The sequence below is a fragment of the Bacteroides acidifaciens genome (genome assembly GCF_903181435.1).
Lineage (GTDB): Bacteria > Bacteroidota > Bacteroidia > Bacteroidales > Bacteroidaceae > Bacteroides.
In genome coordinates, this window is sequence record NZ_CAEUHO010000001.1 from 184088 (window position 1) to 204127 (window position 20040).

General features: G+C 43.3%; 15 protein-coding genes and 1 pseudogene. 8 read left to right on the plus strand and 8 right to left on the minus strand.

Annotated elements, in window-relative coordinates; translation table 11 throughout:
- The first annotated feature begins 68 nt into the window (after nucleotides 1–68).
- From CLIN57ABFB40_RS00735 to CLIN57ABFB40_RS00750, 4 genes are all read left to right on the plus strand, one after another.
- Nucleotides 69–1181: a Gfo/Idh/MocA family protein gene (locus tag CLIN57ABFB40_RS00735; RefSeq protein ID WP_175628464.1), complete on the plus strand. Its 1113-nt coding sequence runs from the start codon at nucleotides 69–71 to the stop codon at nucleotides 1179–1181.
- 11 nt (nucleotides 1182–1192) lie between these two features.
- Complete coding sequence (locus CLIN57ABFB40_RS00740) at nucleotides 1193–2680, plus strand: Gfo/Idh/MocA family oxidoreductase (RefSeq protein WP_175628465.1); 1488 nt, start codon at nucleotides 1193–1195, stop codon at nucleotides 2678–2680.
- Nucleotides 2681–2714: 34 nt separating this feature from the next.
- A complete protein-coding gene (locus tag CLIN57ABFB40_RS00745) occupies nucleotides 2715–3584 on the plus strand; it encodes a DUF1080 domain-containing protein (protein WP_175628466.1) in 870 nt (289 codons plus the stop codon).
- 90 nt (nucleotides 3585–3674) lie between these two features.
- A complete protein-coding gene (locus tag CLIN57ABFB40_RS00750; RefSeq protein ID WP_175628467.1) occupies nucleotides 3675–4592 on the plus strand; it encodes a sugar phosphate isomerase/epimerase family protein in 918 nt (305 codons plus the stop codon).
- A gap of 104 nt (nucleotides 4593–4696) precedes the next feature.
- On the opposite strand, the gene CLIN57ABFB40_RS00755 is transcribed toward CLIN57ABFB40_RS00750, so the two are convergent.
- The gene (locus CLIN57ABFB40_RS00755; protein WP_175628468.1) at nucleotides 4697–4918 is read right to left on the minus strand and encodes a hypothetical protein; all 222 of its coding nucleotides are present in this window, start codon (nucleotides 4916–4918) and stop codon (nucleotides 4697–4699) included.
- A 159-nt stretch (nucleotides 4919–5077) separates the two neighbouring features.
- Nucleotides 5078–6751 carry a long-chain fatty acid--CoA ligase gene (locus tag CLIN57ABFB40_RS00760; RefSeq protein WP_175628469.1) on the minus strand — a complete coding sequence of 558 codons (1674 nt, stop codon included), beginning with the start codon at nucleotides 6749–6751 and terminating at the stop codon, nucleotides 5078–5080.
- 109 nt (nucleotides 6752–6860) lie between these two features.
- Here CLIN57ABFB40_RS00760 and mtaB point away from each other — a divergent pair, with 109 nt between their 5' ends.
- The 3 genes from mtaB to CLIN57ABFB40_RS00775 are packed head-to-tail and all read left to right on the plus strand — an operon-like array spanning nucleotide 6861 to nucleotide 10152.
- Entirely contained in the window at nucleotides 6861–8180 is a 1320-nt protein-coding gene (mtaB, locus tag CLIN57ABFB40_RS00765; RefSeq protein WP_175628470.1) for a tRNA (N(6)-L-threonylcarbamoyladenosine(37)-C(2))-methylthiotransferase MtaB, read from the plus strand.
- A 2-nt stretch (nucleotides 8181–8182) separates the two neighbouring features.
- Nucleotides 8183–9127 (plus strand): lysophospholipid acyltransferase family protein, encoded by a 945-nt coding sequence (locus CLIN57ABFB40_RS00770; RefSeq protein WP_175628471.1) that lies wholly within the window; start codon nucleotides 8183–8185, stop codon nucleotides 9125–9127.
- Nucleotides 9124–10152 (plus strand): glycosyltransferase family 2 protein, encoded by a 1029-nt coding sequence (locus tag CLIN57ABFB40_RS00775; protein WP_175628472.1) that lies wholly within the window; start codon nucleotides 9124–9126, stop codon nucleotides 10150–10152. Before CLIN57ABFB40_RS00770 ends, CLIN57ABFB40_RS00775 begins: the two co-directional genes overlap by 4 nt.
- Before the next feature lie 40 nt (nucleotides 10153–10192).
- Here the strand turns inward: CLIN57ABFB40_RS00775 and folB are convergent, their stop codons facing one another.
- The 4 genes and pseudogenes from folB to CLIN57ABFB40_RS00795 form a co-directional block, all read right to left on the minus strand.
- The gene (folB, locus tag CLIN57ABFB40_RS00780) at nucleotides 10193–10564 is read right to left on the minus strand and encodes a dihydroneopterin aldolase (protein WP_175628473.1); all 372 of its coding nucleotides are present in this window, start codon (nucleotides 10562–10564) and stop codon (nucleotides 10193–10195) included.
- A pseudogene (locus CLIN57ABFB40_RS00785) lies at nucleotides 10548–10685 on the minus strand (acyltransferase); the annotation flags it as partial. The gene folB and the pseudogene CLIN57ABFB40_RS00785, both read right to left, overlap by 17 nt.
- Before the next feature lie 243 nt (nucleotides 10686–10928).
- Nucleotides 10929–13610 carry a 4-alpha-glucanotransferase gene (locus tag CLIN57ABFB40_RS00790; RefSeq protein WP_175628474.1) on the minus strand — a complete coding sequence of 894 codons (2682 nt, stop codon included), beginning with the start codon at nucleotides 13608–13610 and terminating at the stop codon, nucleotides 10929–10931.
- Nucleotides 13611–13741: 131 nt separating this feature from the next.
- The gene (locus tag CLIN57ABFB40_RS00795) at nucleotides 13742–16279 is read right to left on the minus strand and encodes an adenosylcobalamin-dependent ribonucleoside-diphosphate reductase (RefSeq protein ID WP_175628475.1); all 2538 of its coding nucleotides are present in this window, start codon (nucleotides 16277–16279) and stop codon (nucleotides 13742–13744) included.
- 284 nt (nucleotides 16280–16563) lie between these two features.
- Here CLIN57ABFB40_RS00795 and CLIN57ABFB40_RS00800 point away from each other — a divergent pair, with 284 nt between their 5' ends.
- A complete protein-coding gene (locus CLIN57ABFB40_RS00800) occupies nucleotides 16564–17307 on the plus strand; it encodes an NADPH-dependent oxidoreductase (protein WP_175628476.1) in 744 nt (247 codons plus the stop codon).
- Nucleotides 17308–17381: 74 nt separating this feature from the next.
- Here the strand turns inward: CLIN57ABFB40_RS00800 and dnaA are convergent, their stop codons facing one another.
- The gene (gene dnaA / locus CLIN57ABFB40_RS00805) at nucleotides 17382–18794 is read right to left on the minus strand and encodes a chromosomal replication initiator protein DnaA (RefSeq protein ID WP_175628477.1); all 1413 of its coding nucleotides are present in this window, start codon (nucleotides 18792–18794) and stop codon (nucleotides 17382–17384) included.
- 349 nt (nucleotides 18795–19143) lie between these two features.
- Nucleotides 19144–20037, minus strand: coding sequence for an MlaD family protein (locus CLIN57ABFB40_RS00810; RefSeq protein ID WP_175628478.1), 894 nt, complete (start codon nucleotides 20035–20037; stop codon nucleotides 19144–19146).
- Nucleotides 20038–20040: the final 3 nt, after the last annotated feature.

Below are 20040 nucleotides of genomic sequence, written 5' to 3' on the forward strand. Positions count from 1 at the left end.
CGGTTTATCTGCCAGATGGCAAGAATTGATAACCTATCGATTTTTTGTACTTAAATTCACTATGTTTTATGGACACGCAATCTTCAGTAGACACAAAAGTTAAGGTCGGTATCATCGGTTTTGGTAGAATGGGACGATTCTATTGGGAAGCAATGCGAAAAAGTGGGCGATGGGATATTGCTTATATTTGTGATACTAATCCGGAATCTCGTCAGTTGGCTAAGGAACTATCTCCGGAATCTCGTATAGTAGAAGACAATCAATGTATTTTTGAGGATGAAAGTGTGCAAGTTGTCGGACTTTTCACTTTGGCGGATTCGCGAATGGGACAAATAGAAAAAGCGATTCGTTACGGAAAACATATTATTTCAGAAAAACCCGTCGCAGATACAATAGAGAATGAGTGGAAGGTTGTGGAAATGACGGAAAGCTCAAATCTTATTTCTACCGTGAACTTATATCTGCGCAATTCTTGGTATCATAATCTGATGAAAGAATATATCCAAGAGGGCGAAATAGGAGAATTGGCTATTATTCGTATTTGTCATATGACTCCCGGACTGGCACCGGGCGAAGGTCATGAATATGAAGGTCCTGCTTTTCATGACTGTGGAATGCATTATGTAGACATAACCCGTTGGTATGCCGGTTGCGATTATCGGACATGGAATGCCCAAGGGGTGAATATGTGGAACTATAAAGACCCTTGGTGGGTGCAATGCCACGGTACTTTTCAAAATGGCGTAGTCTTTGACATTACCCAAGGCTTTGTGTATGGACAGCTATCTAAAGATCAGACACATAATTCATACGTAGATATAATCGGAACGAAAGGGGTGGTGCGCATGACGCATGATTTTAATACTGCTGTTGTCGATTTGCACGGGGTGAATCAGACGCTTCGAGTGGAGAAACCTTTTGGTGGGAAGAATATAGACGTACTATGTGACTGGTTTGCGGATTCGGTACTAACCGGACAACGTAACCCCCGTTTGCCGTTAATGCGTGATTCAGCTATTGCGTCCGAATATGCATGGACGTTCTTGAAAGATACGCGTGCCCACGACCTGCCGGCTATCGGTAACCTGCGCACGTTGGAACAAATCCGTGAACGGAGAAGAAATATGAAAAATGGATATGGGTTGCTGCATAGTAATCTTCCACAAATAACGAACCCTTAAAACAAATAATTATGTCAGACATTTCGAGGAGAGATTTTCTCAAAACGGGCGCTATGGCCTTGGCAGGCATTACTATCGCTCCGAGTTCTATTTTAGGAATGAGCCATGGGCATGTGGCTCCCAGTGATAAATTAAATCTTGCTGCTGTGGGTATTGGCGGCATGGGACATGCCAATATCAATAAAGTGAAGGGCACGGAAAACATTGTGGCTCTTTGCGATGTGGACTGGAAATATGCAAAAGGTGTGTTTGACGAATTCCCGAAAGCGAAGAAATATTGGGATTATCGTAAGATGTACGATGAAATGGGCAAATCTATCGATGGAGTAATTATCGCTACTGCCGACCATACTCATGCTATTATCACTGCTGATGCGATGACAATAGGTAAGCACGTATTTTGCCAGAAACCGTTGACTCACTCTGTTTATGAGTCTCGTTTGTTGACTAAGTTGGCTGCTTCAACCGGTGTTGCCACTCAGATGGGTAATCAGGGAGCCTCCGACGAAGGTACGGATTTGGTTTGTGAATGGATATGGAACGGTGAAATAGGTGAAGTGACTAAGGTGGAATGTGCTACCGACCGTCCTATCTGGCCGCAAGGGTTAAATGCTCCTGAAAAGGCTGACCGTATCCCTAGTACATTGAATTGGGATTTGTTTACCGGCCCGGCTAAGTTGAATCCGTATAATGAGATTTATCATCCTTGGAATTGGCGCGGATGGTGGGATTATGGAACAGGCGCGTTGGGTGACATGGCTTGTCATATCCTGCATCAACCGTTCAGGGCCTTGAAACTGGGTTATCCTACTAAGGTAGAAGGTTCTTCTACGTTGTTGTTGAGTGCTTGTGCTCCGCAGGCTCAGCATGTGAAAATGATTTTCCCTGCCCGTGACAATATGCCGAAAGTGGCGATGCCGGAAGTTGAAATCCATTGGTATGACGGCGGTATGATGCCTGAACGTCCGAAAGGATTCCCGCAAGGTAAACAATTGATGCAGAGTGGCGGTGGCTTGACTATTTTCCACGGAACGAAAGATACTTTGATTTGCGGATGTTACGGACGGAACCCCTGGTTGCTTTCCGGTCGTAAACCAAATGCTCCGAAAGTTTGCCGCCGTGTGCCTAATGCTATGAATGGCGGTCACGAAATGGACTGGGTACGTGCTTGTAAAGAAGACAAGTCAAGTCGCATCATGACTAAATCTGACTTCTCCGAAGCAGGACCAATGAATGAAATGGTAGTAATGGGAGTATTGGCTATCCGTTTGCAAGCTTTGAACAAGACTTTGGAATGGGACGGTGCTAATATGTGTTTTACCAACATCGGTGATAATGAAACTATCCGGACTTGTATAAAAGATGGCTTCAAGATTCATGACGGTCATCCTACTTTCGACAAGACTTGGACAGAGCCGGTGAATGCGAAACAATTCGCAGCCGAACTGGTGAAACACAACTATCGTGAAGGCTGGAGACTGCCTGATATGCCAAGATAAGAAGAATAACTTAATCAAATAACAGAATAATATCATGAAAAAAGTATTTTATCCTTTGGCTTGTTGCCTGGTTGCGGGAGTTTTCACTTCTTGTGGTGGTCAGAAAGCCGGAAATGCTCAAGGCGAGCAGACATCAGACAAGGTTGCATTGTCTTATTCAAAATCATTGAAAGCAGTGGAAGCAGACAGCTTGAATTTACCAGTTGATAAGGATGGTTACATTACTATCTTCGACGGTGAAACGTTCAACGGATGGCGTGGTTATGGTAAGGATCGTGTTCCTTCCAAGTGGACAATCGAAGATAGTTGCATCAAATTCAACGGAACCGGTGGCGGTGAAGCACAGGACGGTGACGGTGGCGACCTGATTTTTGCTCACAAGTTTAAAAACTTCGAACTGGAGATGGAGTGGAAAGTTTCTAAAGGTGGCAACTCCGGTATCTTCTATTTAGCTCAGGAAGTTACATCGAAAGATAAAGACGGTAATGATGTGCTTGAACCTATTTATATTTCCGCACCCGAATATCAGGTGTTGGACAATGCTAATCATCCGGATGCAAAATTGGGTAAGGATGGTAACCGTCAGTCAGCTTCTCTGTATGACATGATTCCGGCTGTTCCTCAAAACTCTAAACCGTTCGGTGAATGGAATAAAGCGAAGATTATGGTTTATAAAGGCACGGTTGTTCACGGACAAAACGATGAAAACGTGTTGGAATATCACCTGTGGACAAAACAGTGGACAGATATGTTGCAGGCAAGCAAGTTTAGCGAAGATAAATGGCCTTTGGCATTTGAATTGCTGAACAATTGCGGTGGCGAAAACCATGAAGGATTTATCGGATTGCAAGATCATGGTGATGATGTTTGGTTCCGCAATATCCGTGTGAAGATTTTAGACTGACTTCACTAACTAACCACAGCTTTCACAGGTAAATGAGGATTTTGTTTACTTGTGGAAGCTGTATATTTTATAACTCCTGATATCTATTATATGAGAACCCGAATTTATTTATGTGCTTTGGTCGTTCTTCTCATGATTCCGGTTACGATGATCGCACAGACGAAGAAAAAAGCTAAAAAGGCAAAGAAAGAAGTAGCTATTCAGCTCTATTCTGTTAGAGATATATTGAATAAGGTGGACAATAAGGACGGTAAGTGTGATCCGGCTTATACCGCTATTCTCGAGAAATTGGCAAAAATGGGTTATACCGGTGTTGAAGCGGCCAATTATAATAATGGTAAATTTTACGATAGAACTCCCCGGCAATTCAAGAAAGATATCGAGTCGACTGGAATGAAAGTCTTGTCTTCGCATTGTACACGTGGATTGTCGAAGGAAGAATTGGCTTCCGGTGATTATTCAAAATCACTGGAATGGTGGGACCAGTGTATTGCAGACCATAAGGCAGCAGGTATGAAATATATCGTAGCTCCCTGGATGGATGTTCTTAAAACACTGAAGGATTTGGAAACTTACTGTGCTTATTACAATGAAATAGGCAGACGTTGTAAGCAGCAAGGCTTGCAGTTTGGTTATCATAATCATGCTCATGAATTCCAAAAAGTGGAAGGTAATGTGATGTATGACTATATGCTGGAACATACGAATCCCGAATACGTTTTCTTCCAGATGGATGTTTACTGGGTGGTTCGCGGACAAAACAGTCCGGTTGATTATTTTAATAAATATCCGGGCAGGTTCAAGATATTCCATATCAAAGACCACAGGGAAATCGGTCAAAGTGGAATGGTAGGTTTCGATGCAATTTTTAATAATGCAAAGACGGCAGGGGTGAACTATCTTGTTGCTGAAATCGAGAAATATAGTATCCCGGTAGAAGAGAGTGTAGAAGTGAGTCTGGGTTATTTATTGGATGCTCCTTTTGTGAAAAGCTCCTATTCCAAATAATGTCTGTTTCCAATAGTATAAACAGCTAACAATAAGGCATAAAAAAAGTCTGTGCATGCTTTGTGCATGTCAGACTTTCAATTCTCTCAAGCTGTTAGTGAATATTATTCAGCTACAGTTTCAGTTACTTCTACTGCTACGCTATCAGTTGCTGTAGTATCTGCTGCTGCCTTTTCTGCTTCAAGAGCTGCTGCTTCTACTGCTGCGATTGAGTCAGCGATACGGATAGAATCTGCAGTTGCTTTTGCTGCGTCAGCTGCTTTGTTACCACAAGATGCGAATGATACTGCTACGATAGCTACGGCCATCAAAACTAATTTTTTCATTTTCTTTGCTTTTTAAAAACGTAATACAATCAATTGCTTTATTAAAACGCTGCAAAGGTATGTACTTTTTCAATATGTTGTTCTCGAAAAGCCAACTATTTTTATATTTTTTTTGGTAACGGCTCTCTTTTTTGCTCTTTCCCTATGTTTTAGAACATATTATTCGATAGCTATACTGTTATATAAGTATCTTTTGATACTTCTTTTCGGCGTTTTCTCGAATTCCGTAGGATAGAGTTGTATTTTGCTGATTTTCTCGTAAGCGGCTACGTTGGCATTCAGGTTCTTGAGGTTTTCATCCATAATTGTTTTCAGGTTGTCGGGGTTGTTCAATCCGAGTGAATCCAGCGCTTCGTAATCGGCATAGACAAGTGCTACCAACTTCTTATTACGTTCGATGACGATACTTTCGAGGATAAACGGCAGGCTGTTGAGCTTTGTTTCCAATTCTTCCGGGAAGATATTCTGTCCGCTAGAACTCAGAATCATAGTCTTGAGACGTCCGCGAATGAAAATATTGCCGTTGGCATCCATTGTTCCGAGGTCACCGGTACGCAACCAGCCGTCTTCAGTGAATACTTCCTGTGTGGCTTCGGGATTCTTGTAGTATCCTACCATTGTGTTCTCACCGCGTACTTGTATTTCTCCCACTTCCGCTTCCGGGTTTTCCTTGTAGATACGGGCTTCCATAATATCCAGAATCTTACCGGAAGAACCCAATACAAATTCATTCCACGGAGCATAGCTGATAAGCGGACCACATTCCGTCATTCCGTAACCGATGGTAAAAGGGAACTTGATTTTATAAAAAAACTCTTCCACTTCCTTATCCATAGCGGCACCGCCGATGATGATTTCTTTGAAACGTCCGCCCAATGCGTCGATGAGCCGTTTGCGTATCTGATTATAAATTTGGGTGTCGAGCAAGGGAATATTAAGCGCCCACTTCATTCCTTTCTTATTAATAAGAGGTTGGATGATATTCTTGTATATTTTCTCGATGACGAGTGGGACGGTGATAATCAGATTCGGTTTCACTTCCTCAAAAGCCTTCATAATGATTTTGGGCGAAGGCGTTTTCCCGAGCAAAGTGACATGCGTGCCGACGGCTGTTGCTGTCAGAAAGTCGAACGCACAACCGTAAGCATGCGCCAGCGGAAGGAAGGAAAGCACTTTGTCCCCCTTTTTGAGTAATTCGGTACGGATTCCGAAAGTGACGTTTCCGGCGAGATTATTGCCGGTTAGCATGACTCCCTTGCTGAAGCCGGTAGTGCCGGACGTATAGTTCAAGAGCATTACTTTGTCATTGGACAAAGTGGTGTATTGCACATCTTCGCGTGTAAATCCTTTCGGATAAGAAGAGTGCATTTCCTTATCGGTATTCTTCAGAAACTTCTGTATCGTTTCTCCGTCACGTTGATACAGGCAACGGAAGTCAGTCAGTGAAAATACGCCCCTTAATCCGGGCAGTTTCTCTTCTTCCAGATTTTCCCAAATGCTGTCGCTTGTAAACAGGAAGACAGATTCGGAATGATTGACGATATGATGTACATCGTTAGGGGTAAAGTCTTGAAGGATAGGCACAACGATTGCGCCATAGGTGATAGTTGCCATATAGGCAATACACCAATGTGCGTTATTTTTGCCGATAACGGATATTTTATCTCCTCTGCGAAGACTACAATGCTTGAATAACAAGTGCAAACGGGCGATTTCTTCAGCTACCTCCCCGTATGTATAGTGGGTATTTTCTCCGTAATCAGTGTAACAAGGCAAATCCCAGTTCTCACGAAAACTATTTTCGTATAGTTTAATGAAATTCTCTTTAATCATTGCACGTTTTTTAGTGAATTGTGCAAAAATAGGAATAAACTTTCGTATCTAAAAGGGTTTTACTAATAATAATGTGTAACTTTGCACTAAATATGTGTTATGACAGCTTATGATAGATACCACTGTATTCCAAAATAAGACAGCCGTTTATTATACATTAGGCTGCAAATTAAATTTTTCAGAGACTTCGACTATTGGTAAAATTCTGCGTGAAGCAGGTGTACGGACTGCGCGTAAAGGCGAAAAAGCGGATATCTGTGTGGTAAATACCTGCTCGGTGACGGAGATGGCGGATAAGAAATGCCGACAGACTATTCACCGGTTGGTCAAACAGCATCCCGGTGCTTTTGTGGTGGTGACCGGATGTTATGCGCAGTTGAAACCCGGCGATGTGGCAAAAATAGACGGAGTGGACGTAGTATTGGGAGCCGAACAGAAAGGCGAGGTGCTCCAGTACCTGGGCGACCTGCAAAAACATGAAAAAGGTGAAGCTATCACTACTGCGACCAAAGATATCCGTTCCTTTTCTCCTTCGTGTTCACGGGGCGACCGTACGCGCTATTTCCTGAAAGTACAGGATGGTTGCGATTACTTCTGTTCCTATTGCACCATTCCCTTTGCGCGCGGGCGAAGTCGTAACGGAACCATTGCTTCTATGGTAGAGCAGGCTAGGCAAGCTGCCGCGGAAGGTGGAAAAGAAATCGTCCTGACCGGAGTGAATATCGGAGATTTCGGCAAGACAACGGGAGAAAGTTTCTTCGACTTGGTGAAAGCATTGGATCAGGTGGAAGGAATCGAACGTTACCGTATATCCTCTATCGAACCCAATCTGTTGACGGATGAAATTATCGAGTTCGTATCTCATTCCCATCGCTTTATGCCTCATTTTCATATTCCTTTGCAATCGGGATGCGATGAAGTCTTGAAGTTAATGCGCCGCCGGTATGATACAGCTCTCTTTGCTTCGAAAATAAAGAAGATTAAAGAGGTGATGCCGGATGCCTTTATCGGTGTGGATGTGATTGTAGGCACACGTGGAGAAACAGAGGGATATTTCGAACAAGCCTATCAATTCATTGCCGGACTGGATGTGACGCAACTACATGTGTTCAGTTATTCCGAACGTCCCGGAACACAAGCGCTGAAAATAGACTATGTGGTTTCTCCTGAAGAAAAGCATCAGCGTAGCCAACGGCTGTTGTCGCTTTCGGATGAAAAGACGCAGGCTTTCTATGCCCGTCATATCGGGCAGGTTATGCCGGTGTTGATGGAGAAATCGAAAGCAGGCGCTCCGATGCATGGATTTACGGAAAATTATATCCGTGTGGAAGTGGAAAGTGATAACTCGCTCGACAATCAGGTAGTCAATGTGCGTCTGGGCGATTTTAACGAAGATAAGACAGCATTAAAAGGTACAATTCTGATATAAGCATGAAATCAAAACTTATCTATTGGCTCGTATCTACCGGAATGTGGCTTTTTTCAGCCCTTCCGTTCCGAATATTGTATATCCTTTCGGGTTTTAATTATCTGTTGATGTATCGTGTGGGGAGATATCGCCGGAAAGTAGTGCGGGAGAACCTCGCGAAATCATTCCCGGAAAAGACCGATGCGGAAAGGTTGCAGATAGAGCGCAAATTTTATCGCTACCTTTCAGATTATATGCTTGAAGATTTGAAACTGCTGCATATGTCTGCCGAAGATCTCTACCAGAGGATGACTTATAAGAATACGGAACAGTATTTGGAACTGACGGAGAAGTACGGTGGAATTATCGTAATGATTCCCCATTATGCCAATTATGAATGGCTGATCGGGATGGGGGCGATCATGAAACCGGGAGATGTCCCCGTACAGGTGTATAAACCTTTGAAGGATAAATATCTGGACGAACTGTTTAGGCGTATCCGTTCCCGTTTCGGCGGATACAATATTCCTAAACACTCTACTGCCCGCGAGATTATAAAATTGAAGCGTGAAGGCAAAAAGATGGTGGTCGGGTTGATTACTGACCAATGGCCTAGCGGTGACAGGTACTGGACTACTTTCCTGGGGCAGGAAACTGCTTTCCTGAATGGTGCGGAACGCATTGCGAAAATGATGAATTTTCCCGTTTTCTATTGTGAACTGACGAAGAATCGCAGAGGGTATTGCGAAGCCGAATTCAAACTGATGACGGATACTCCCAAAGAGACAGCCGAAGGGGAGATAACAGAAATGTTTGCACAGCGTCTGGAACAAACCCTTCGCAGGGAACCTGCCTATTGGCTGTGGTCGCATAAGCGATGGAAATTTACTTCGGAAGAATGTAAGCGGAATGAACGGGAAGAGCAGGATAAGAGGAAAGAGCAAAACAAGGAGAAAGAACAGAAATGAAAGTATCGGTTGTCATTCTGAATTGGAACGGATGCGATATGCTCCGCACTTTTCTTCCGTCCGTAGTACGCTATTCGGAAGGGGCGGGGATAGAAGTCTGTGTGGCGGACAACGGTTCTACGGATGATTCTGTGAATATGCTTCATCGGGAATTTCCCTCTGTCCGGACAATTCTGCTCGAACAGAATCATGGTTTTGCCGACGGATACAATGTGGCTTTGCAGCAGGTGGACGCTGAATATGTCGTTCTTCTGAACTCCGATGTGGAAGTGACGGAGCGTTGGCTGGAACCGATGATTGCTTATCTCGATGTTCATCCGGAAGTAGCTGCCTGCCAGCCGAAGATACGGAGCCAGCGGCAAAAAGAATATTTTGAATACGCCGGAGCATCGGGTGGATTTATAGATAAATACGGTTATCCTTTCTGCCGGGGACGTATTATGGGAGTAGTCGAAAAGGATAAGGGGCAGTATGATACAATTGTTCCCGTATTTTGGGCAACCGGGGCGGCTTTGTTTATCCGCCGTGCCGATTATCTGAATATAGGTGGATTGGACGGGCGTTTCTTTGCGCATATGGAAGAGATTGATTTATGCTGGCGACTTCGTTCACGGGGGCATGGGATTGTTTGCATTCCTCAAAGTGTTGTCTATCATGTAGGCGGGGCTACGCTCAAAAAGGAGAATCCTCGTAAGACTTTTCTCAATTTTCGTAATAATCTTGTCATGCTCTATAAGAATCTTCCGCAGGAAGAGTTAAATAAAGTGATGCGTGTCCGGACTTGTCTTGATTATGTGGCGGCACTTACTTTTCTACTGAAGGGAGATATAAGTAATGCTCGTGCTGTGATAAGCGCACGCAGGGAATATAAGCAGATATGTCCGTCATTTTCCTCATCCCGTGAGGAGAACCTGAGAAAAAAAACTTTGAATCCGATACCCGAACGGACAAAAAGTAGTATCTTATGGCAGTTTTATGCGAGAGGATGCAAACGGTTCTCTCAATTGTCGGACCTAAAAGGATAACAAGATGGAAGCATCAAAAGTAAGTTCGACTCCCCCCGTTTTATTTTCTGCTGCAATGCAGTTCTATCCCTGCTGATTCTATATCAGCTCCCATCGGCGGGTTTCGTTTGGAAAGATGCAGTTCTATTTCTTCAAGAGTCGGGAACTGTTGAAAAAGTTTTTCAACAATCCGTCCGCCTACGTGTTCCAGTAACTTTGACGGGACAGCCATTTCTGCCATTATCACTTGATGTACTTCTGCGTAGTTGACAGTATCAACCACTTCGTCCGTTTGTGCAGCTTTGCTGATATCCACTTTCAGTTTCAAGTCAATGATGTATTCGTTTCCGATAAGGTTCTCTTGTGGCGCTACTCCGTGGTAGGCATAGCAACGAATCTCTTTCAAAAGAATATAGCTACTGTTTATCTTCATATGATGTGATGTTAGTATGGTTTTGTTTTACTTTTAGCAGGTCTTTCTGGGCAACCATTTGCGGGATTACCTTCAGAAGGACAGGAGTGAGCAGGATACAGATACTCAACGTTATAAGCAGAGTCCAATCGCTTGTCCCTCTTGCTGTCTTTTATTACAGGATTCGGGCGCAAAGATACTTGATTAATTGGAATAAAACGGGGAAGATGGAAAAATAAAAAGGTGGCTACGTAAAGCGAAAAAAAAGATTGAGTGTCGATTCGGTTATTGCAAAAGAGAATGTCAGAAATATAAATAGCGCGGATAACACAGGTTTTCGACATTCTTAAACCGGCATTATCCACGTTATTTATCTTACTTACATCTATTTTTCAGGATTTCTCCCTGTATATTTAATCAGCTCGCGTATCTTATCATTGAATGCATGCGCTTTCATCAACTGTTCCAATGTGATATGCATCCGGTACCGCCAATAATTTCTTGGGTTGGACGGAACGTTGATCCGTTCTTCCTGCACATTCGGATTTCTCAATTTTCCGTCTATGGACAACCAGTCCTGGAAAGACAAGATGCAGAGAATCGAGTTGCTGTTAAGATGGTTGCGTACAATCTCTTCGCACAATTCAGGAGTCGCGACAGCAGGAGCAATACCGTAATGTCCCAATATCGTGTTGTAATACCGTTGTGTCTGTTGATAGTCCTCTTCCCACCAGCCGCGTAGCGTAGACATATCATGCGTGGAAATTGTGCAGACAGACCGATACGGATATTCATCCAAATGCCCGAACTCATGCATCGGGTTCTTGGGCATCCGCTGAATCTCCAGGCTGAGGATGCGTAAATCGTTCATTACTGACGCTACGCAAGCGGGAATCATTCCCAAATCTTCTCCACATACCAACATACGGGTGGATTGTGTTAATTGTGGCAATTTCTTCATCGCCTGCTGATACCAGAACTCATTGTGGCGGTGATAATAATATTGGTCGTAGAGTTTATTGAACGCATTCTTATCCTCTTCGCCCAATGACCGGAAGATAAAATCACGTTGTACGCCAATGCGGGGATGGTATTTGCCTTCCTCTTTTTTGTCCGGCACAAACAAGACATCACTGATTAAAGAATACAATCCATCCCGGATCCAAATACTGTCCTCGTCGTTTTTCCCGGCAAAGAATTGTTTCACTTCCTGTTGCGTTTCAAATCCCGGCTTCATGCAATAAATCCCAGGTTCATCAGTCAATTGGAGAAAATCTTGTTTCACAAGATGGGTATAAGGACCGAATAACTGTCCGAGGAATGACTCATGGATAAATGGTTTCAGATATTCTTCCCGGAAGGTAAAACCGTAACTTTCTATCTCTTCCCGGCTCATAGGCAAAGAAGGGACAAACTGCCCTAGTAATCCGTGTACGGCATGCATCGGTATTTCCCAAATACGGAAGAATCCGAGAATATGGTCGATCCGGTAGGCGTCAAAGTATTCTGCCATTTTCTGAAAACGTTTCATCCACCAGCGGTATCCGTCTTTTTCCATCACGTCCCAGTTGTATGTGGGGAATCCCCAATTCTGTCCGTTGACGGAGAAATCATCGGGCGGAGCGCCTGCCTGTCCGTTCAGGTTAAAATAATGAGGCTCGGTCCAGGCTTCCACACTGTTGCGACTGATGCCTATAGGAATATCCCCTTTCAATACAACACCGTTCTCGCGGGCATATTTAGTTGCCGCCAGTAATTGCAGATGCAGATGATACTGGATGAAATAATATAGTGCGATATGCGGATAGTCTGCCGTCTCCGGTTGGCACATCTTTTCTATTTCCTGTGCATTGTAAACCGAAAATTTCGGCCATTCACGGAAATTAGGTGTCCGGTAAGCGTCACGCAGATAGCTGAAGGCAGCATAAGGCTGCAACCACTCCTTGTTAGCTACAAAGAATGCCTTAAACCCTTTAGAAGCCAGCACCTTCTCGCCTTCCTGCCGGAAGATTAAACGGAAGAACTCCCACTTGGTCTGATTGACTGCTTCATAGTCAATGGCAGTCAGGTTGTTCAATTCTTTTTGTTTCTTGCTGAATCCGGCGGCGACCTCTTTGTCTTTCAATGTTCCCATCTGTCTCAAATCAGCATACATCGGATGGAAAGCATAAATAGAAATGCTATTATAAGGATAAGAGTCCGTCCATGCATGCGTCATGGTCGTGTCGTTAATAGGCAAAATCTGGATAACTTTCTGATGCGTACATACAGCCCAGTCGATCATACGTTTCAAGTCACCGAAATCGCCGACTCCGAAACTCCTCTCTGATTTCAGCGAGAATACAGGAATGGCAATGCCGGAGCCTTTCCATGCCGGAATATCAAAATAAGCATACCGGTCGGAAATCACGAGCGTTTCGTTCGTTTTTATTTCTGGGTCTGCCAGATAGCGGTTAGGGTTCTTTTCCCAGCATTCCACTGTCTTCTCCTGCTTGTTGTAAAGAACAAACTTATATTCCAGCGGATATTTGAGTTTACTGGCATCCAGTTCCACTTGCCATTCCGGGAAGTTGGCATCACTCATCAGAACAGCATTTTCCGGATTCCAGTTGCCTAATGCCTTCTGGTTGCCACAAATTCCCAGGCAGTAATCCTTGTTAATTCGCGGAGCATAAGCTTTGATAACCAGTCCTTTCTTATGACCTTGCGGAATACTTTCTCTTTCGGGATGCGCTAATAAAGCTTCCGTAAAAGCGGAACTGTAAAAATATAGTTGCTCGGGAATGTTTTTCCAGCAGTCGTTGATTCTGTATTTCTTCCTGGGAACACCGGATAAGAAAATACATCGTGGGAAGTTGTCCCATTCTTTGCGGGTAACAATTCCGTTTTGTTCTATCTGGTAGTTATAATGGATAATCAACCCTTCTTGGGGAACTTCAAGCTCCAGTTCTGCTGTCCAGTATATGCCATCTGTAGTGTGCATGGGGACAGATTCCGCAGACAAGCCGGCAAGCCTCACTTCTTCCCCCCAGTTGGTGCGATATTCGATGTTAAATGATAAAATCATATATATTAGATTTTGATTGAATATTTAAGACACTGCAAGTATAAGACATTTTTTTGAATAAAAAATAAAAGGAGCCCTCGCGGACTCCTTTTAACCTTTTGTTTATATATTAATTAACATACGTAAGATGTTTATCCGCATCTGGAAGCACCGCAACTTGTGCAGATCAGGCAACCTTCCTGATAAATCAAAGTTTCATTACCGCAGTTCGGACATTTCTTACCTTTGGCTTCGGTTCCATCTTGAATATACTTCTTCAAGGCACGTTCCACGCCATTTTTCCAGGTGTTAATATTTTCGCTATTCAATTGCAGAGAGCCTACTAGCTTGATAACCTGCTCAATCGGCATCCGGTAGCGAAGCACTCCCGAAATCAATTTCGCATAGTTCCAATATTCCTTGTTAAACTTCTCTGACAATCCTTCGATAGTTGTCTTATATCCGCGTTTGTTCTCAAATTGGAAGTCGTAACGTTTCGTACCGTCCTCGTCAACGTTCTTGATGATACGTCCGGAAGTTATGCTCTTGGGCAACAGGATACCTTCGTCATCATCCTGCAAACCGGTGAAGATTTCATAAGGATGTCCGTCCAGTAAGCCGACGAAAGCCACCCATTTCTCCTTGTTATTCTGGAAACGCACTACGTCAGCTTCCAAAATTCTCGGACGTACTTCTACCACTGTAGGCGGTTTGCAAGGAGGCAATTCTTCTTTCTTTTTCGACTTGGTGGAAATCAATACACCGGAACGTGAACCGTCACGATATACGGTACAGCCTTTACAACCGGATTTCCATGCTTCTACATACAAGCGGTTCACCAAATCCTCGTCTACGTCATTCGGCAGATTGATTGTCACGCTGATGGAGTGGTCTACCCATTTCTGGATTCTTCCCTGCATCTTCACTTTCATCAACCAGTCGACGTCGTTGGAAGTAGCTTTATAGTAAGGAGATTTAGCCACCAGTTCGTCAATCTCTTCCTGTGTATAACGTCTCGCAGGGTCGTAGCCGTTCGCTTCCATCCACGTAACGAATTTGTGGTGGAATACGATATATTCTTCGAATGCGTCTCCGGTTTCGTCAACAAAGTCTACATGTACATTTGTGTCGTTCGGATTCACCTTTCTTCTACGCTTGTAAACAGGCAAGAATACAGGCTCGATACCCGAAGTTGTCTGAGTCATCAGACTGGTTGTTCCGGTAGGAGCAATAGTCAGACAAGCGATATTACGACGTCCGTACTTCTTCATATCTTCGTACAGTGCCGGATCAGCTTCCGCCAAACGTTGGATGAAAGGATTGTTCTGTTCACGTTTGTTATCGTATATCTCGAAAGCACCACGCTCTTTCGCCATCTCTACCGAAGAACGGTAAGCACCGAGAGCTACTGCCTTGTGCACTTTTTCAGAAAATTCCGTAGCTTCTTCCGTTCCGTAACGCAGTCCCAAAGCGGCAAGCATATCTCCTTCGGCAGTGATACCTACACCGGTACGGCGACCCTGTCCGCTCTTCTTATATATCTTGTCCCAAAGCACACGTTCTGCACGTTTCACTTCGTCGTTTTCCGGGTCTTCATCAATTTTCATCATGATGCGCTCGATCTTCTCCAGCTCAAGGTCGATGATATCGTCCATGATACGTTGAGCCAAAGCTACGTGCTTTTGGAATAAGTCAAAATCGAAGTATGCATCCGGCTTGAAAGGATTAACTACATACGAATATAGATTGATTGCCAACAAGCGGCAAGAGTCATAAGGACACAAAGGAATTTCACCACATGGGTTAGTCGATACGGTTTTGTAACCCAAGTCGGCATAACAGTCGGGCACAGACTCGCGGATAATCGTATCCCAGAACAATACACCCGGCTCTGCTGACTTCCATGCATTATGAACAATCTTCTTCCATAAAGTAGAAGCGTCGATTTCTTTGGTGAATACGGGATCGGCAGAGTCGATAGGATACTGCTGTACATAAGGCTTTTCATCTACGGCAGCCTGCATGAAAGCATCGTCCAGTTTTACCGATACATTTGCTCCGGTTACCTTTCCCTCTGTCATTTTGGCGTCGATAAAGGCTTCCGAATCCGGATGTTTGATAGACACGCTTAGCATCAATGCGCCGCGGCGTCCGTCCTGAGCAACTTCACGGGTCGAGTTAGAATACCGTTCCATGAATGGGACAAGGCCTGTGGAAGTCAGTGCGGAGTTTTTGACGGGAGAACCTTTCGGGCGGATATGTGACAAGTCATGACCTACGCCACCACGTCTTTTCATTAATTGTACCTGTTCTTCATCGATTTTGATGATAGCGCCGTAAGAATCGGCAGCGCCATCTACACCGATAACGAAACAATTGGATAATGATGCAACCTGGTAGTCGTTGCCGATTCCTGTCATCGGGCTACCTTGGGGAACGATGTATCTGAAGTGATCCAGTAAATCGTACAGCTCTTTTGCTGTAAGTGCATTCGGATACTTTGATTCGATGCGTGCCACTTCATTAGCAATTCTCCAATGCATCTCTTCCGGAGACTTTTCATAGATATTTCCGAAAGAATCCTTTACTGCATATTTGTTTACCCAAACCCTTGCAGCAAGCTCGTCGCCTTGAAAATATCGTAAAGATTCTTCGTAGGCTTCGTCATAAGAATAAATTTGTTTTTCCACGATTCAATTTATGCTAAATCTGATTTTTAATAAGTAATGTGTAGAAGTTTACTTATCGTCAACAAATGTAGCTGCAAAGCTAAGAATGTTTTTTTATCTATCAAAATAAAAATGAAACAATTTATTAACAGGTTGCAGGTTTTCTATTTGTGCGCGTTAAGTATTTGATAAACAGATAAATTTTATTTTTGTTCAAAGGTTAAAGTTTTCCAAAAAGAAAACTATTCTTTTCTATCAGTGTGGTGGAATAGTTTTTTCTTTTTATATCTTTGCAAAAAAAAGATATGTTTGAAACCGTAAAGAACAGAAGAACAATCAGGAAATACCAGTCGAAGGACATTGCTCCTGATTTGTTAAATGATTTGCTTGAAACCTCTTTCCGTGCTTCTACGATGGGTGGGATGCAGCTTTATAGTGTGATTGTCACTCGCGACGCTAAAATGAAGGAAAAACTTTCGCCCGCTCATTTTAACCAGCCGATGGTAAAAAATGCGCCGGTGGTACTTACTTTTTGTGCTGATTTCCGTCGATTCAGCAAGTGGTGTGAGCAGCGGAAAGCGGTGCCGGGCTATGATAATTTAATGTCTTTTATGAATGCGTCCATGGATACTTTGCTGGTTGCGCAGACTTTCTGCACGCTGGCAGAAGAGGCAGGACTCGGCATTTGTTATCTGGGAACCACTACTTACAATCCCCAAATGATTATTGATACTCTTCAACTCCCCGAACTGGTGTTCCCTCTCACCACGATAACAGTAGGCTATCCCGACGGTATTCCTGCGCAAGTAGACCGCCTGCCTTTGGAAGCCGCTGTGCACGAAGAGAAATATCACGATTATACGCCGGAAGAGATAGACAAACTCTATGCATATAAAGAATCATTGCCGGAAAACAAACAATTTGTCGAAGAAAATAAAAAAGAAACTTTGGCTCAAGTCTTTACAGACGTGCGTTATACAAAGAAAGATAACGAATTTATGTCTGAAAATCTATTGGAAGTACTCCGCCGACAGGGATTCTTGAAATAATGATTAGCGTTTAGTGATTAGTGATTAACGCCTTGAAGTATAAATGCGCAGCCTATTAATTACTAATCACTAATCTAGTTTCTTTTCTTCAGTAACGACTCAATCTCCTGTACCTCTGCGCTAAAGCTCTTGTCCACCTCTAATTGACCTTTTACGGTCTTGCAGGCGTGAAGTACGGTTGCGTGGTCTTTGTTACCGATGAACTTTCCTATCTTGGATGTTGAAAAGTCTGTGTGATTTTTGGCGAGATACATGGCAATCTGCCTTGCTTGGACTACTTCCCTCTTTCTGGATTTTGTATGTATGGCGGTCGGTTCCAAATCAAAATGTTTGCATACTACTTTGAGAATATCATCAATAGTAACAGCCTTTGTTTCGTTATGAACCACGCCATGCACAATGCGTTGTGCCAAATCCATATCTATTTCCTTATTGAAAATAGTAGAGCGTGCCATGATGGCAATGACGATACCTTCCAAATCGCGTACACTTTCGTTTACATTTTCGGCAATATAATCGATAACTTCTTCCGGGAATTGTAATCCGTCGCGATGTATCTTATTGCGCAGAATGTTTTTGCGAAGTTCTACGGTCGGTTTTTCCAGCTCCGCCACCATACCCCATTTGAAGCGGGTAAGTAAGCGTTCCTCAATACCTTGCAACAACACGGGAGCGCGGTCGGAAGTCAATATGAGCTGTTTGCCGTTTTGATGTAGATGATTGAAGATATGGAAGAAGTTGTTCTGCGTCTTGGTGACACCGGCAAATTCCTGGATATCATCGATAATCAATACATCAATTGTCTGATAGAAGTTTATGAAATCGTTCGTCGTATTATTACGTACAGAGTCCGTATATTGTACTTGGAACAAATGTGCCGAAACATACAATACTCTTTTTCCAGGATAAATCTCTTTGATTTTCGTGCCTATTGCATTTGCCAAGTGCGTCTTTCCTACTCCGGATGCTCCATAGAGGAACAACGGGTTGAAAGCAGTGCCCCCGGGTTTTTGTGCTACGGCTTCGGCTACACTTCTCGACAGCTTGTTGCTGTATCCTTCAATGAAGTTTTCGAAGTTATAATTGGGGTTCAAATGCGGGTCCAAATCCTGAACGGCAGGAGCCTGTAAGAAACTGGGAGCTTTGTTTCCTCCGACTATGCTTTTGGGAGTAACAGCCGTAGAACGATTGCTTGGTTCGAGATCCACGGTTTGAGGCGGAAACGAACTTTTGTCTACCATGACGTTGTACATCAACTTGGTGCCTTCGCCAATGACCTTATACAATGTCTTGCGTATCAAGTCTACAAATCTCTCTTCCAGTATCTCATAGAAAAACTGGCTGGGGATTTGTAAAATCAATGTTTTGTCCTCATATTTCAATGGAACAATAGGGGCAAACCAAGTATTATATGTCGTTTCAGGAACATTGTCTTTTATAACCTCGAGACAGCGGTTCCAAAGCACGACATGATTTGATTCAATCATAGTAACTTTAATACATTTATTAATTAAGCAAAACTTCTACGTTTGCAAAATTGGGAATCTTATTCGGAAAAAACAAATTAGCTTTTTCTTGTTTTTTTCGTGAGAATAATAATGTGTTTACTTTCAGTGACTTATATATATCTGTTGTTACACACTATACTGATTCACTCTTGCAAAATTATAAGTATCTGTTTCCTAATATGTTATATATAAAATTCTGTCCAATTTTCTCCCGTATATGCGTTTGTACGGGAATATTATTTCGGTTTGTAGATAGACATTTGAGAAGCAATGACACGCTTTTCGAAACATATCGTTATTTAGATAAAATCTATATAACGATAAAATGCTACTTGTCTTTCTTACCGAATAATGAGAAGTGGACATAGCGTTTCGGATGCTCTTTCAAGTCTTCCAACAAGCTGGCTGCGTTTTCGGTTGTGGCATTCAGATTATTGTATAAAGTAGGGTCGTTGAAGAGCAGTCCGAGGGTATTATCTTTGCTGTTTAACTTCTCTGTAAGTATTTTTACGTTAGCCAGCGTTTCGTCTATTTTTTTGAAAGTAGATGCATAATCCACTTCTTTCAGATTTCCGCTGATGGCTACGAAGTTATCTCCGATTGTATTCAGCTTGCTGGTGAGCTGTGGGATATCGTTGCTCATGAGCCCTTTTACTTGTGAGCTGACTACTGCCAGGTTGGCTGTGGTTGTTTCTATCGAATGTAAAGTGGCGGGGATGCTCTTGTCTCCTAAAATGTTGTTCAGTGAGATAAGGATAGAATCCAGTTTCGGAAGCATTTCCTCAACTTTCGGGATAAGTTTCGCCGCGCTTTCCATCATTCCGTTGTTCATTGTGCCGGGGATTGTATCACCTACGGCATATTTTTCACGCGGGTTGTTTGCCAGGAGTATGTTCATGCGTACACCGCCCATCAATTCGGCTACCAGTTCTGCGCTGCTTCCTTTCGGGATACGCAGTTCCGTGTCCAGTTCTACTTCCACTATTACATTGCCGGGATTCGTGTAATCATAATAGATGTCGCGTACGATACCCACCCGTACACCGTCCGCAAAGACCGGGCTCGATTTGGTCAGTCCGTTCACGTTCTGAAATTTGGCATAGAAATAGCTGGAAGGTTGAAACATATGTATTCCCTTCAGCCAGTTGATTCCATAGATAAGCACACATAGTGCGATGATACCTGCAATACCTATTCTGACTTCTTTTGTAATGTACTTCATTTT